Here is a 12,946-nt window from a genome sequence, read left to right on the forward strand (position 1 = left end):
GACACACAGCGAGATGAGGAGTGCACCATGGCCGAGACGCACGACGGCACGTTCACGACGTCGGAGGAGTGGTTCGACTCCGGCGGCACCAGGTGCGCCGCGCGCGTCTACCGGCCCGCCGCCACGGATCAGCCGTCGCCCGTCATCGTGATGGCACACGGCTTCGGTGCGGTGCGTGCGCTGCGGCTCTACGCCTACGCCGAGCGCTTCGCCGCCGCCGGATACGCCGTCGTGGTCTTCGACTACCGCTCCTTCGGGGAGAGCGAGGGTGAGCCGCGCCAGGTCCTGGACATCGCGATGCAGCACGAGGACTGGCGCGCCGCCCTCCGCTACGCCAGGTCGCTCGAAGGGATCGACCGCACCCGGGTCGTGGCGTGGGGCACCTCGTTCTCGGGCGGTCACGTCATCACCATCGCCGGCCAGGGAGAGCCTCTCGCCGCCGTCATCGCTCAGGTCCCGCACGTCAGCGGCCCGGCGGCGGTGAGGTCGACGGGCCTGCGGGCCGCTCTCCGGGTCGGCCTGCCGGGGATCCGGGACGCGATCGCCTCCAGGCTCGGCCGTGCACCCGTGTATGTGCCCAGCGTCGGCCTTCCCGGCCGCACCGGCATGATGACCTCGCCGGACGCCTATCCGGGCATGCACGCTCTCTTCCGTGAGTCGGGGCTGCAGGAGGACACCTACCCCCGCACCGTGGCGGCCCGCATCGCGTTGAAGATCGGCTTCTACTCGCCCCGGCGCTGGGCCGGGAACATCACGTGCCCGGCCCTGGTCCAGATCGTCGCGCAGGACGCGATCACTCCCATGCGCGTCGCCGAACGGGCAGCGGGCAAGATGCGGCACTCCACCGTCCGCGTCTACGAAGGCGGCCACTTCGACCCCTACATCGAACCCTTGTTCAGCACCGTTGTCACGGACCAGATCGAGTTCCTGCACCGCCACGTCCCCCCTGTGAAGGACGCGTGAACCCGGTCCCTGACCGCTCTCGTCACCCGGTCTGCCCACAAGGACGAATCGCCTCTGCCGCTCTTCGGTCGCGAACGCTTCCCACGACGACCCGCGACGGCTGGGGTGAGCCGTCTCGCGGACGCTCCGGCCGCATGAAAGCGCTGCACGGATCCGGTCTGGTCAGAACCGAGCCGTGCGCCGTCCCGTGCAGCGGCGCTCAGCGCCGCTCTCGCGTGGAACGAGCCGCTGAGTGGCTGGTCCAGTCGCGGGCCGCTTCGCGGGACCACCGCAGGGCTGCACTGATGCTGATGCCCAGGGTGTCGCTCAGCACCGACGCGGGCAGGTCCGCAGGCAGCGGGAGCAGAACGGTGTTCCGGCCGGGGCGGGCCCGTGCACGGCTGGTCGGCATGGTGGAGGCCGGCGGCCCGAAGCTGTTGAGCGAGGCCGGACACCAGTGTGGTCGTGCCGTGGACCGGGTGGCGCCGGTGTCGTACCGAGCGGTTTCGGATGCGGCCCCCTCGTGCTGATACGCACGCCGCCGCTGCGCAGTCCTGCAGGAGGCCCAGGGCCCGCGTGCCCGCTGGAGCCGCGTCAGGCACCGTTCGCCCTGTTGGCCGCCTTGCGCAGCCGTTCGTCGGCGGCGTGCTGTTCCGCCGGATGATGCAGCGGCAGATCATGCTGCCCTGCTCCTCGTCCTCGACGCCCAGTGTCACCAGGTTCACCTGCTGGTTCATGCATCGCCCCATGCGCCGGCAGGAGATCGCCACCCGGCAGCAACGCTCCCGTGCCGGCGGGGCGAACGGTGCCTGATGCTGCACCAGTACCGGCAGCCCTCCGTCCCGCCCGCGCGTGCGGCTGACACAGGCAGCTTCGTTCGGAATGACCGGGGCGGACCGCAGGCAGCCGGGCCCTCCCTGCCGTCCGTCGTCAGGAAGCCGGGGGCAGTGTCCGTTCCGCCAGCTGCCGTACCGCGGCCATCCGCGCCGTGTCCCACCCAGGTCGGGGTGGAAGGCTTTGCAGCAGGCCGCGCAGCCGCTTCGCCTCCACCACGGTCACGCCCTGCAGTTCGAGCCGGCCGTGCGGCGCCGGGACCTTCGCCCCGTGCACGGCGACGACCGGCCGGACCGGGACGCCCAGCGCACGGGCCGCCTGACCGGCCTCCCACACCACCGTCTGCAGGGCCCGGGACTGGGCATACCGGCCGTACCACAGGGTGCCGCCCCGCACCGTCAGCCGGGACCTTTTCGACGTCCAGTTCTTCGTGTCGATGTAGAACGCGCCGGCGGCCGTGAAGACCAGATGGTCCAGGTTCGCGCGGCTCCCCGGAACGGCCCGGTCGTGAAGTATCACGGCGTGGCCCCGGCGGACGAGCGGGGCCAGAAGCCGCGCCGTCCGAGCCTCGCCGGCGGCGCCCACCGCCCAGCTGTTGCGGGCCCGCCGGTACAACCGCCACACGCCCAGCCCGGCTACGACGAGCCCGGCGACCAAGCCGAGCTGCCAGGACCCCACAGCGGCCACAGCCCAGCCGGCCACCGCGGCGGCCGCCGTGAGGAGCGGCAGCACCACCTTGGCCCGCCGATGCTGCGCCGCCCGCTCGGCGGCCCGCGCAACGTCTGCCATCCGTCTTGCGCTCGCGCCTGCACCGCCCCGGTACCCGGCCGTTGCCATGCCACCCCCTGCCTCGTCAGGTCCTGCACCAGGACGGTAGTGGTCGGCAGTGACACCGTGCAGAAAAATCCGCGGACCGCGGACCGGAAAAACCCGCGCTGCCGCGTTCGGCAGGATTCAGGCACCGGACAGGGAAATGGCCAGTTCTCGCTGCACGAGAAAGGCTGGAGAGCATGTAGCAGCTCTCACCGGTCCGGATCGGGTCAATCGACGCCGGAGGCAGGAACGCATCGATCTCGATCCCCTCGGCCGTGGGCAGAGGCAGGTTGCGCAGCTCGCTGTCGCTGATCGGGATGATGCGATCGCGGCTGACCTGGTAGCCCTTGCCGATCTCCCCCTGAGAGGCCTCGCGGTCCTCCAGCTCGCAGATCTCCTTGCAGCAGACCCGTCCCATGTCGGCCAGATGGTCCTGATGGAAGTGGACACTGTGGTCCTCAGCCGCGGAAGCGACATGGACGGGCACGGTGACCAGGCCGGACGGGCCTGGTCCTGGGCCGCGGCCTGATGTTCGTCCTCGGTGAGGTCGCCCGGTGCGCAGCCGCCGGTAGCCGAGCTCGGCCCCGCCTGCGATCGCCCGCATCGCCGCATCGGTCCGCCCGACGGCGCATACCGCACGGGAAGCCGGCGGTCAAGGGTGGTGTACCGGGCGGCGGGGTGGTCCAGGACGTCGCGGGCGGGACAGGCGTCGAATCTCGCCGCATCGGCGACGGCCTGTGCCAGGCGAGGTCGTGAACCATGGCGAAGACCTCGGACGGCGGGTACGCTCCGCCCGACACAACTGGGACGAACGCACCAGTGTGCAGCAGTGGATGTGCCGGCACATCCTCGGCATCACCCCGCAGGCCAAGACGGAAGACCCGGACCTCGCCGCACACATGCCGACAGGTGCGCGATGAGCGACGCCGTCGCTCAGCAGTACGACGAACGCGAAGGACACCTCCGGGTGCCGAGGAAGCACATCGACCGTATCGTCGTCGGCAACAGCGAGGAGCGGGAGATCCGGCTCGGGGCATGGATCAGCAACCGGCGCAGCCGGGCCGTCGCCCTGGCACCGGAGCGAATCAACGACTTTCCGCCATCGGCACGCACTGGGCATACCACCGGAACACCGACGACGTGCAGTACGGCTCCGCGGCGACCGCCGGAGACCAGGACGCCGTGATCCAAAACTTGCGTGCGACAGCGAAAGGCCGTGGTTCCGACTGTCCGGCAAGGGACTCGTAGCCGCACCTGCGGGTGGTGCGTCCAGAACGGTACTGGCCGGGTCCGGGTTCGTCCCGGCCCGCCGAACCAAGGGCGCGCGAGCGGACCGGCACTGGACGTACTGGGTCAGGCGGAACCAGCCGCCCGCCGGCCCCTCGGCGGAGACACGTCGAGGAGCCTTTTTGACGCCCCGACCCTGTCCCGGGCCCGGTAGCGTCCGTCAGGTGCGGTAGCAGAAGTAAATGTACCTTCCTCCGGCGCCCTTGTTGAGGTCCACGTCGATCCGTTGGAACCCGCTGGGCGGGTTGGCTCCAGGTCGCTGGAGGAGATGACGGCGAGGTCCTCGAAAGGGTCGCCGGGCCTGCGGGCGAACGCGGTGTAGATGTACTCCCCGCCCGCGCCCTTGTCCAGGTCGACCGGGATCTTCTCGTAGCCGGGAGGCGTCGGCTGCTCCTGGCCGAGAAGGAAGCAGATGCCGGCGACGGGGCGATCAGCACCGTCCCTTCGTACGCGAAGTAGACGTATTCGCCACCGGCCCCCTCGTTCAGAAAACGGGGATCTCGGTCCAGCCCGAGAGAGTGGGCTGGACATTCTCCAGGACGGTCAGGTTGGTGACCGCCATGATGTCTCCCAGTGTGTGTGCGGGCGGCGTACCGCCAGCCAGCAGATGCAGGCACCAACAACACCTCCCTCCGCAATCACGCCAATACGCAGAGTTCAGGTGATGGGTGTGTGCCAGACCGCAAGAGGAACGTGCCCGTGCGCCGACAGCGGCGAAGTCCATCAAGACCGACGAGAGTGAGCCGCGTTGCCACCCGAGGCCTGGAAGGCAATTCTCGACAGCACGCCATCACAGATGAGCGCTGCGCCGACACGGCAGCCCGAACTCGGCGCGCTCGACTCCAGTGGAACAGACCGCCTCCAGGCCGCCGACACGGCGGCCGTCGCCCTGGACGCAGACCTCGGTCGGCGATCCACCGCACCTGCCGCTCCCCCGCCCCGGCCTGCCGGGCTCAGCAGACGGGCGGCACAGCGAGGCGGGAAAACGACGGCGAGGTAGCGGAAGCGGGCGTCGCCGGTAGTGCCGACGGGTGCGGTACAACCGATGCGAACGCGGGCGCCGACAACCATCCCACCGCCAGTGGCCGCCTGCCGCCAGCCACCACCCGCCCTACGACCACGAGAACGGGCCCGCACACCACAGCCTGCAGTACCCGACCTCCACCCAGCCCCCCCGGCCCTCACAACCCGGCCCCAGCCACACACACCACACACCTATCCACCAGCACGAGCCACCATCAACGGCTGAAATAACCCCCGTCTCCCGCGGCGCGCACCACCGAACACCAGCGAATCCGGCCTCGGTCACAAGATCGGCCAACCGGTTCTGGCCGAGGGCCCGATAGACGGTCCGGCGGACCTTGACGCGCCACTTGCCCGCCCGCCGAACTCAGCCAGCGCGGCACGCACATCCTGCTCCGTCAACAGGTGAGGCAGGGAGTTGTCTGCGCAGACGGCGACGTCGAACCGGCCGTCGGGAAACGGCAGGCCTCACATGTCGGCGACTGCCGTGCCCAGGATCAGGCCCCGACGGGCGACCTCACGCTGGCACGGGCGGCAGCGCGAAAGCTGAGATCGGTGCCGGTGACGCGGTGCCCGCGCAGCGCCAGGCCGATGGCCTGCGTGCCGATACCGCAGGAGCAGTCGAGCACCTCGGCACGGTCCTGACCGATGAGGGCGTCGAGGGCGTCCCCTGCCGGCGGATGCCGGCCTCCCAGTCCGAGCAGATCAAGTGGTAGTCGTCGGCCAGGTCGTCGTAGAACCGCGCCACCGATGACTCACACATGACCGGACACTCCCCCACCCGGCCTCCCGCAGACACCCATCGCCCCGGACGACCGCGTGAGCGCTGTTGCCGACCGCAGAGCCGTCCCGCCGGCCGCCCCGGCGGAAGATGCCGAACGGTCCCGGCCCTGCCGCCCCCCCCACCCCTGGTTCCCCCGATCCCCGCAAAGCCAGCCAGGCCATCACCGACCACCTCACGGCGAGACGGGGGCTTGGCAGCGGGCGTGACTTCGGGCGGGCTCTTCTCGCCCGGGCGCGCCTCGGACGCCTATGTGCGACTGTCTGTTATGTTCGCGGGCAAAGTATGACAGTTGTCGTGTCGTTGTGGTCGACGTCCGCACCCACTTGTCGGGTTCCACCTCGAAAGGGCACTGCATGCGATCGAACACAGTGAGGACTTTCGCGAGTATCGTCGCTCTGCTCGGGATCACCACCGGTCCCCTGGCGGTGTCCGGGACCGCTGCCGCGGCAACGCCGGAGAGGCACCACAACGTGGTCTCCGGGCCCGTCGCGATCACCGAGGTCAACAACCTCGGCCTGACCACGTCCCAGGCGAAGCAGGTCCAGTTCTACCTCCGCTACTACCTCGGCTACTACTCGGGCGCGATCGACGGTCGCCTGGGGACCGAGAGCTGGAAGGGCATGCAGCGGATGCTCCGGGCCTACGGCTACACCGGGAAGATCGACGGCATCGTCGGCAGCGGAACGATCAAGGCTCTGCAGCAGCTCCTGAAGAGCGAGGGGTTCTACTCCGGTGCCATCGACGGCGTCGCCGGATCGAAGACCCGGGCCGCGTTCGCAGCCTGGGCCAGCCAGCTGCCCATGGACTGACACACACGGACGAGAGCCATGACAGCGTGGGGCCTGCCGGCTCCACCTGCGAAAAGCCACTGCCGCCCGAGCACACGGCCCGGGCGGCAGCGCGCGTTCGGGGCCGGGATGGCCGACAGTCACGTGCCCGTCCCGCACCGTGGCCGGTTCCCGGCAGACGGCGCGGCAGGTTCGGAGAGCGGCAGTCGTACTTGAGGCGGGTGTCGTCTCTCGGCACCCTGCCCGCCCCTGCGTGACCGACCTGCTCCAGCGGCAGCGACGCCTCCCGGCTCCTCCGTTGCTCAGGGACGGGTGGCCGCGTCGGGCCGCGGGCGGTTGGTGCCGACCAGCGCTCCCGGTGTCCGGGTGGCGTACTTAGTCCCCTGCCGCCGTGATGACGTCCTGGGCGCCGCCGTGGAAGCACCGTCGACCGGCGGTGCGCAGCGCAGCAGCGGCGGCCCGCGCCGCACCCGACATGGGCGCCACCTCGGGACTCGTTCGGCTGAGCACTGAGCGAGCCGGTGCGCCGCCGCGACACGCTGACGCTGCACCACATCGTGACGGCTGGCTGGGCACCTGAGCTTGCTCGTCGAGTGCGCCGCCCGGTGTGCGGCACGCCGCCAGGCGGTGGGCGCCGTGTGCGTGCCTGCGCCCCGCGATCATGCACTTGCACGTTCCAGCATGTGCTAGCGGCCGGTCGCACCCGGTTCACGTCGTTGTTTGTTCTGACACTCGCGACAACCGCCCACCGAGGGTCGTTTCAAGCGCGTTTTTCGAACGAATTTGAGCGTTTGGGTTCGCAAGGAGAGGTGAGCCGTGGCCAGCGCGTGACGCTACGGAACCTGAGGAGTTTTCAGAACCGGTGACAACGAAAATCGACTGTCCTGGGGAAACGATCAAATCGCCCCCGGATGCAGCGTTTGCGGGGATTCGATTATCGCACTGTGTATCGGTATGTTCACCCTCGGATGCGTGCGGGACCTCGTGAACATCGGCGTCCAACCTTGTCCGAAGTCCCGCACGCCTCATTCCGACAACTCCTAGGAGGTGTTGCCCTGTGGGGCTTTCTACCCCCCGGCATGGCCGGGCGAAACAGCCTTCCGGCTGCTCCGCTCAGAGCAAGCGTAAGGGCCGTAACGAAAAGTTCCGTTACGTGAACCGATTCGGCAAGCGTGCCGTCGGCACTGCCTTTCTCATCGTTCCGTTCACCGGCTACCTGCTCGTCTGCCGGCCGCCTGTGCATGTGACGCTCTCTCCGGAGGCCGTCTCCGCCCTGGGCGGCGTGCTGTCGGCTGCGGTGTTCGGGCAGCTCCGCACCCGCCGCCACCGGCACTGAGGAAAATCCGCGGGCGGGAGAGGCTCGAAAGACCGGGACTCCCCGCCCGCCTCCCAGGCGACCGGCCCCGTGCAGGAGCCCGCTCGGCCGCTCCGGCGGAGCGGCGCGTGACGAAACCCGGAAATCTCAGGCGCAACAGCCTCAGGCAACCCGGAGTCCACCCCGGGATGAACCCTTTTCGTTACGGAACGGAAGCTACCGTGAGTGACCGATGTGAGTACTGCGGCTCCCTTCTTGGCGGAGGCCCGGGGAAGGGGCGCCCCCGCAAGTACTGCGGTGATCCCTGCCGCCAGGCCGCCTTCCGTCACCGGCGTACGAGCGCCGGTGCCGCGGACCGCGCCTCAGCACCGCGGTCCGCACCCGTGCAGGCCAGGCCCCTCCCGACGGCGCCTTCCGCCCGGCACAGCGTGGTGCCGCCCCGCACGGCCGGCGACGAACTCATCTGCGAACTCGCCCGTGACATCCAGGACGGTGCCCGTGACCTCGCGCGGCTGCTGCCGTCACTCGACGGAGAGGAACCGCTGCACCGCATCACCCAGTTGCAGGAACAACTCGACGGGCTCACCGCGGCGGCGGTCGGCAGGGCCCGCTTCCGTCGCGTCACCTGGGCGGTTGTCAGTTCCGCACTCGGCATCAGCGAGGACACCGCCCGTCACCGCTACACCGACCGCACCATCCTACGCCGCCTCGCCCGCTTCAACCGCTCCGAAACCCCCCTCACCAGTCTGGCCGGCCTGTTCAGCGCCACCGCACCCACCAGGCGCACGGACACCGCAGGTGACGCCGGCAGCAGCGGCGATCCCGGCACCGCCGGCGGCGAGCGCAGCACCGGCGCCGACACACAGCTATGCGGTCAGCACGAACGGACTCCCGCCGCCTACAACCGGCTGGCGCCGATCCTGTCCATGCTGATCCGCACCGCCCAGCTCACCAACAAGGAAGTCAGCCGCCGCATCGGCTGTTCGGCCTCCTACCTGTCCCGGATCCTGTCCGGCGAGCGCGTCCCCACCTGGGAACTGACCCGCAAGTTCGCACACGCATGCGGGGCCGACCCCGACGTCCTGCGCACTGTCTGGGAATCCGAAAAACTCCGTTGCCGCACTCCTGGGCCCCACCCCGACCCCGACCCCGACCCCGGCGCGCCGCCCTTGCCGGCCGCCGAACGGCTGCGCGCGGCCATACACACCCTGCACGTGCGAGCCGGGCGTCCCGCACCCAGCGACATCGCCGTCGCCAGCCGCTGGTTGTTCACCGCCGGCACCGTCGCCTCACTCCTCGAATGCACCATCCTGCCGCCCCGCGACCTGCTGCAGAACTTGGTGCTCCTGCTGGGCGGGGATGTCGACCACTTCACCCAGCTCCTGGACGACGCCCGCCGCGAAGCCGCCCGCAGCAACCCCCTGATTCGCGAACCCGCCCCACCCCGACACCCTCCCACTCCCCGCCTGCCCAGCACACTCCCGCCCGCCAGGCCGCACCAGACTCACGGACCCGACACGGTGATGAAGACCTTCAGCAGAATCCTCACCGAGGGCAGCGCCGTCGAGGACGGCCGCGCCCGTCTTCTGCACAAACGCGCCGAAGAAGGCACCCACCCGGACAACGACCGCCGGCCGGCCGCGCTCACCGGCGCCCTGCGCCAGCGCCGACGCCTGCCCGCCTCCATCACCCCCCTCGGGACACACTGAAGTCGCCCGCCCCAGCCACCCGACACTCCCGGGCCGTCCTCACCAACAGCGCCGACCTTCGTCACCGGACGGATCGCCGCCGCCGGGAAGGCACACATCAAGAGCCCGTCCGCGCGGACCGTGCACGCCCCACGTCCGAGCGCACCTGCCCGAAGTCGGTCACGTAGTCCGGCAGGCGGCAGGCCACCTCGAGGGTCCGGTGGATGCCGGTGGCGGGGGCGTTCACCTCGGCAGCCGTGTTGCGGTGGACGACGGCTCGGAAGGAGTCGGTGGTGTAGACGTCCCCGTCGGGGGTGACGGTCTCGTCGTTGACGAGGGTGGGCTCGCCCGTGTCGGGGACAGTGTAGGAGGCGACGACGTTCCCGGTGTCCGTGTAGACGACGAAGCGGCCGGTGAAGGCGCCGGTGACCAGCAGGCGGTGGCTGGTGGTCCCCGGTGGCCCGGGTACGGCCGTCCCGGCCGCCCGGCAGGAAGGCCTCGATCGGCTTCGCCCCGAGGCGCCGCGGTAAACGGTGCCGTCGGCGATGTTCGCCGTGTGCACGTATGGGCGGTCGGCCGCCACGCTCTCGGGGAAGGCCCGACTGTCGTCGACCGTGATCGTGCGGGTGGTGTCCTTCCGGTCCGGTCGTGGGCGGGCGCGGCAGCGGCGGCGGGAGCGGCGAGGGCCGCCACGACGACGGAGGCCGCGGTGAGTGTGTGGAGCGTGCACGCCAGGTGGTGCGGGTGGGCATCGTGCAGCTCTTTCCCCTGTCAGTGGGTAGGAGGCAGGCAGGGCAAGTGAGGCGGGCCGGCGGTGGTGCGCGCTGTCAGCGCAGTGCGTCGGCGATCGCTTCGGTCAGTGCGGTGGCCGGCCGGCCGATCAGGCGCCGCAGGTCGCCGGAGTCGGTGAACAGCTCTCCGCGGCTCATGCCGAGGTCGGCGTCGGCGAGGACGTGTGCCAGCTCGGTGGGCAGGCCGGCGTCGGTGAGCACCTGGGTGAGCCGGTCGGCCGGGAGGTCGGTGTACGTGATCCGCTTCCCGGTGGCGGCCGAGATCGCCGCAGCGAGCTCGGCCAGGGTGAACGCCTCGTCGCCGCCCAGCTCGTACACCTGGCCGACGTGACCCTCGCCGGCCAGCACGACCGCGGCGGCCTCGGCGTAGTCGGCGCGGGCCGCGGCGCTGATCCGGCCCTGGCCGGCCGACCCGACGACGGCTCCGTTGCGCAGGATCAGCGGAAGCTGGTCGGTGTAGTTCTCCAGGTACCAGCTGTTGCGCAGCAGCACGCTGGGGACGGCGCGTTCGCGCAGGTACTCCTCCGTGGCACGGTGGGTGGAGGCGAGGACGGTGGTGGCCGACTCCGCGTGCGACATGCTCGTGTACGCCACCAGCGACACGCCCGCGGACACGGCGGCGTCGATGGCGCGGCGGTGGTGGGCGACCCGCTCGCCCACGGGGACCGAGGCCGAGACCAGCAGCAGCCTGTCCGCTCCCGCGAAGGCCTCGGCCAGACTGTCGGGATCCGCGAAGTCGGCGCGGCGTACCGTGACGCCCCGGTCGGCCAGGTCCTTGATCCTGGCGAGGTCCCGGCCGGTCGCGATGATGTCCGCGGCCGGGATCCCGCGCCGAAGCAGTGCCTCGACGGTGAGCCTGCCCAGCTGGCCGGTGGCTCCGGTGACGGCGATCGGCATGGTGATCGTTCCTTCCTTCCGGGCGTGCACGGCACGCCTGCCGCGGTCCGTCCGCAGCGGGATGGAACACAGACTGACCTGGAAACTCTCTATTGGGGAGTAGCCACTTGTTGGTACGGTACTTACCGGAGTGAAAGTGTCGAGGTGAGCCGAATGGCTGCTGTTGGAGATGTGACCGAGCCCATGCCGTCCTTCGATCCGTACGAGCGTGGCTGCCCGTCGCGGGATCTGCTGGACCACATCGGCAGCAAGTGGGCGGTCCTCGTGCTGGGCGAACTCGGCCGGAACGGCACGTGCCGGTTCGGTCGACTGCGGCAGGCCCTGGCGGGCGTGAGCGAGAAGATGCTCACCCAGACCCTGCGCACCCTCGAACGCGACGGGCTGGTCAGCCGGACCGTCCACCCGGAGGTGCCGCCACGTGTGGAGTACGAGCTGACTCCGCTCGGTCAGACGCTGCGGGAGCCGCTGAGGGCGCTCACGGAGTGGTCCGTGCGGCACATCGAGGAGGTCATCACCGCCCGCGAGGAGTACGACCAGCGCACCCAGCGGCGCGCCAGGTGACCGACCGGCGCACCCTTCGCACCCTGCGCACCCTGCGCACCAGGTGACCGGCGCGGCGGCGGTCCGGGGCATGAACAGCTGCTGTGAAAGGTTGTCAGGAACAGCTGCCACGGCACCGGTCCGTACCCCCTGAGAAGGGCAAAGGTTCCAACACCCTCGCAGCACGCGCGCCGCGAGTTCCCGTGCGTGGTCGGCTGCTGCCTGTCCGCGGCTCGGGTCCGTCCCACGCGGCGGATCGCTCGTGCATCCTGTGCACCTTCACGGCGTGTACGGTCCGCTGACGCGCGGGTGTGCAGTCGTCGGTGCTTCTACCGTGCATCAGCTGTGTGCATGCATGGGCAGGCACGTCACCGGTGTGCCCACCGCAGCAGCCGCGCAGACCGGGTCACGGCCGAGGCGTTCCGTCCGATGGCGCCGTCCTGCCGCCGGGGAGGCTGATCAACAAGGTGGTACGAGGACGTCACCTGGGCGGGCGATACCCCTGTGCACAGGCGTCCATGACGATGTGTGGAGGAACACTGGAACGAGCCGAACAGAGAGATCGTGACCCGTTCCCTCATGAAACGGCGCCTGGCGCGTGCCGCAGTCACCGCCTGTTGCGCGGCCGGGCTGGCCATCACGCAGGCGGTGCCCGCCCATGCGAAGACCGTCAAGGTACGGTTCGACTACGCACACCTGTGGAAGACACCCGAGTTCAAGACCACCGCCACGGGCCGCATCACGTTCAAGGTCGAGACGTGCAACCGGGCGGGCCAGAAGATGACGGTCCTGCTGCGGCGCACCAGCGGCTTCAACCACGACATCGCCACCCGCACCATCAAGTGCAGTGCTGGGCAGACCGCGACGTTCCAGAACGTCGCCAGGGCAACATACGAGTTCGAACTCGGCAAGCTCGACGACGGCAAGCACTTCCAGGGGCTCGCCTCCTACACGTTCACCGGCTGACCGCGCTTCACGCCCACACCGGCCCCAGGCCGCGGCAGCCGCACGAAAGGCTGTCGGCACGAGCCTGGACGTCACACATCCCGCAGCCATCGGCGCGGGACCACCGCACGCCTGGGGCACGCATGCTCACCACCGGTCAGGCAGCCGCAGGTGTCTGCTGCCTGACAGCTTTTCTGCAGCGGGCAGGGCACGGGGGCTCCCACCGGGCCCCTGTCCCTGTCCGCGAGGCACACCTGAGGGGGCGGTGACCGCACCCGGCAGCCGGCCCTCCCCGCATT

General features: G+C 70.2%; 11 protein-coding genes and 1 pseudogene. 7 read left to right on the forward strand and 5 right to left on the reverse strand.

The features are described from left to right. Positions 1-27: 27 nt before the first annotated feature. A complete protein-coding gene (locus tag OG899_RS00105; RefSeq protein ID WP_168131622.1) occupies positions 28-963 on the forward strand; it encodes an alpha/beta hydrolase in 936 nt (311 codons plus the stop codon). A 909-nt stretch (positions 964-1,872) separates the two neighbouring features. Here the strand turns inward: OG899_RS00105 and OG899_RS00110 are convergent. After that, entirely contained in the window at positions 1,873-2,565 is a 693-nt protein-coding gene (locus tag OG899_RS00110; RefSeq protein ID WP_229814423.1) for a nuclease-related domain-containing protein, read from the reverse strand. Between the two features lie 64 nt (positions 2,566-2,629). After that, complete coding sequence (locus OG899_RS00115) at positions 2,630-3,076, reverse strand: Ku protein (RefSeq protein WP_229814153.1); 447 nt, start codon at positions 3,074-3,076, stop codon at positions 2,630-2,632. Between the two features lie 429 nt (positions 3,077-3,505). Between OG899_RS00115 and OG899_RS00120 the strand changes: the two genes are divergently transcribed. Beyond that, positions 3,506-3,775 carry a helicase associated domain-containing protein gene (locus OG899_RS00120; RefSeq protein WP_185867919.1) on the forward strand — a complete coding sequence of 90 codons (270 nt, stop codon included), beginning with the start codon at positions 3,506-3,508 and terminating at the stop codon, positions 3,773-3,775. A gap of 1,316 nt (positions 3,776-5,091) precedes the next feature. On the opposite strand, the pseudogene OG899_RS00125 reads toward OG899_RS00120, so the two are convergent. Then, positions 5,092-5,662, reverse strand: a pseudogene (locus OG899_RS00125) (class I SAM-dependent methyltransferase). Positions 5,663-6,036: 374 nt separating this feature from the next. Here OG899_RS00125 and OG899_RS00130 point away from each other — a divergent pair. From OG899_RS00130 to OG899_RS00140, 3 genes are all read left to right on the forward strand, one after another. After that, on the forward strand, positions 6,037-6,492 hold the full coding sequence (locus OG899_RS00130) for a peptidoglycan-binding protein (RefSeq protein ID WP_125499370.1): 456 nt from the start codon (positions 6,037-6,039) through the stop codon (positions 6,490-6,492). 1,036 nt (positions 6,493-7,528) lie between these two features. After that, a complete protein-coding gene (locus OG899_RS00135; protein ID WP_189343393.1) occupies positions 7,529-7,807 on the forward strand; it encodes a hypothetical protein in 279 nt (92 codons plus the stop codon). Between the two features lie 407 nt (positions 7,808-8,214). Continuing rightward, on the forward strand, positions 8,215-9,495 hold the full coding sequence (locus OG899_RS00140; protein ID WP_189343394.1) for a helix-turn-helix transcriptional regulator: 1,281 nt from the start codon (positions 8,215-8,217) through the stop codon (positions 9,493-9,495). A gap of 97 nt (positions 9,496-9,592) precedes the next feature. On the opposite strand, the gene OG899_RS00145 is transcribed toward OG899_RS00140, so the two are convergent. Continuing rightward, positions 9,593-10,036, reverse strand: a complete 444-nt coding sequence (locus OG899_RS00145; protein ID WP_125497201.1) for a hypothetical protein — start codon at positions 10,034-10,036, stop codon at positions 9,593-9,595. A 265-nt stretch (positions 10,037-10,301) separates the two neighbouring features. Further along, positions 10,302-11,162: an SDR family oxidoreductase gene (locus OG899_RS00150; RefSeq protein ID WP_125497202.1), complete on the reverse strand. Its 861-nt coding sequence runs from the start codon at positions 11,160-11,162 to the stop codon at positions 10,302-10,304. A 153-nt stretch (positions 11,163-11,315) separates the two neighbouring features. Here OG899_RS00150 and OG899_RS00155 point away from each other — a divergent pair, with 153 nt between their 5' ends. Together OG899_RS00155 and OG899_RS00160 are read left to right on the forward strand one after the other, a co-directional pair. Further along, the gene (locus OG899_RS00155) at positions 11,316-11,723 is read left to right on the forward strand and encodes a helix-turn-helix domain-containing protein (protein ID WP_125497203.1); all 408 of its coding nucleotides are present in this window, start codon (positions 11,316-11,318) and stop codon (positions 11,721-11,723) included. 543 nt (positions 11,724-12,266) lie between these two features. Continuing rightward, positions 12,267-12,668: a hypothetical protein gene (locus tag OG899_RS00160; protein ID WP_125497204.1), complete on the forward strand. Its 402-nt coding sequence runs from the start codon at positions 12,267-12,269 to the stop codon at positions 12,666-12,668. Positions 12,669-12,946: the final 278 nt, after the last annotated feature.

The sequence above is a fragment of the Streptomyces thermoviolaceus genome, from assembly GCF_045209695.1.
GTDB lineage: Bacteria > Actinomycetota > Actinomycetes > Streptomycetales > Streptomycetaceae > Streptomyces > Streptomyces thermoviolaceus.

Excerpts from the sequence above, each read along its gene's own strand:
- OG899_RS00105 (WP_168131622.1), top strand. The coding sequence starts at position 28 with ATGGCCGAGACGCACGACGGCACGTTCACGACGTCGGAGGAGTGGTTC.
- OG899_RS00130 (WP_125499370.1), top strand. The coding sequence starts at position 6,037 with ATGCGATCGAACACAGTGAGGACTTTCGCGAGTATCGTCGCTCTGCTC.
- OG899_RS00150 (WP_125497202.1), bottom strand. The coding sequence starts at position 11,162 with ATGCCGATCGCCGTCACCGGAGCCACCGGCCAGCTGGGCAGGCTCACC.
- OG899_RS00110 (WP_229814423.1), bottom strand. The coding sequence starts at position 2,565 with ATGGCAGACGTTGCGCGGGCCGCCGAGCGGGCGGCGCAGCATCGGCGG.
- OG899_RS00120 (WP_185867919.1), top strand. The coding sequence starts at position 3,506 with ATGAGCGACGCCGTCGCTCAGCAGTACGACGAACGCGAAGGACACCTC.
- OG899_RS00155 (WP_125497203.1), top strand. The coding sequence starts at position 11,316 with ATGGCTGCTGTTGGAGATGTGACCGAGCCCATGCCGTCCTTCGATCCG.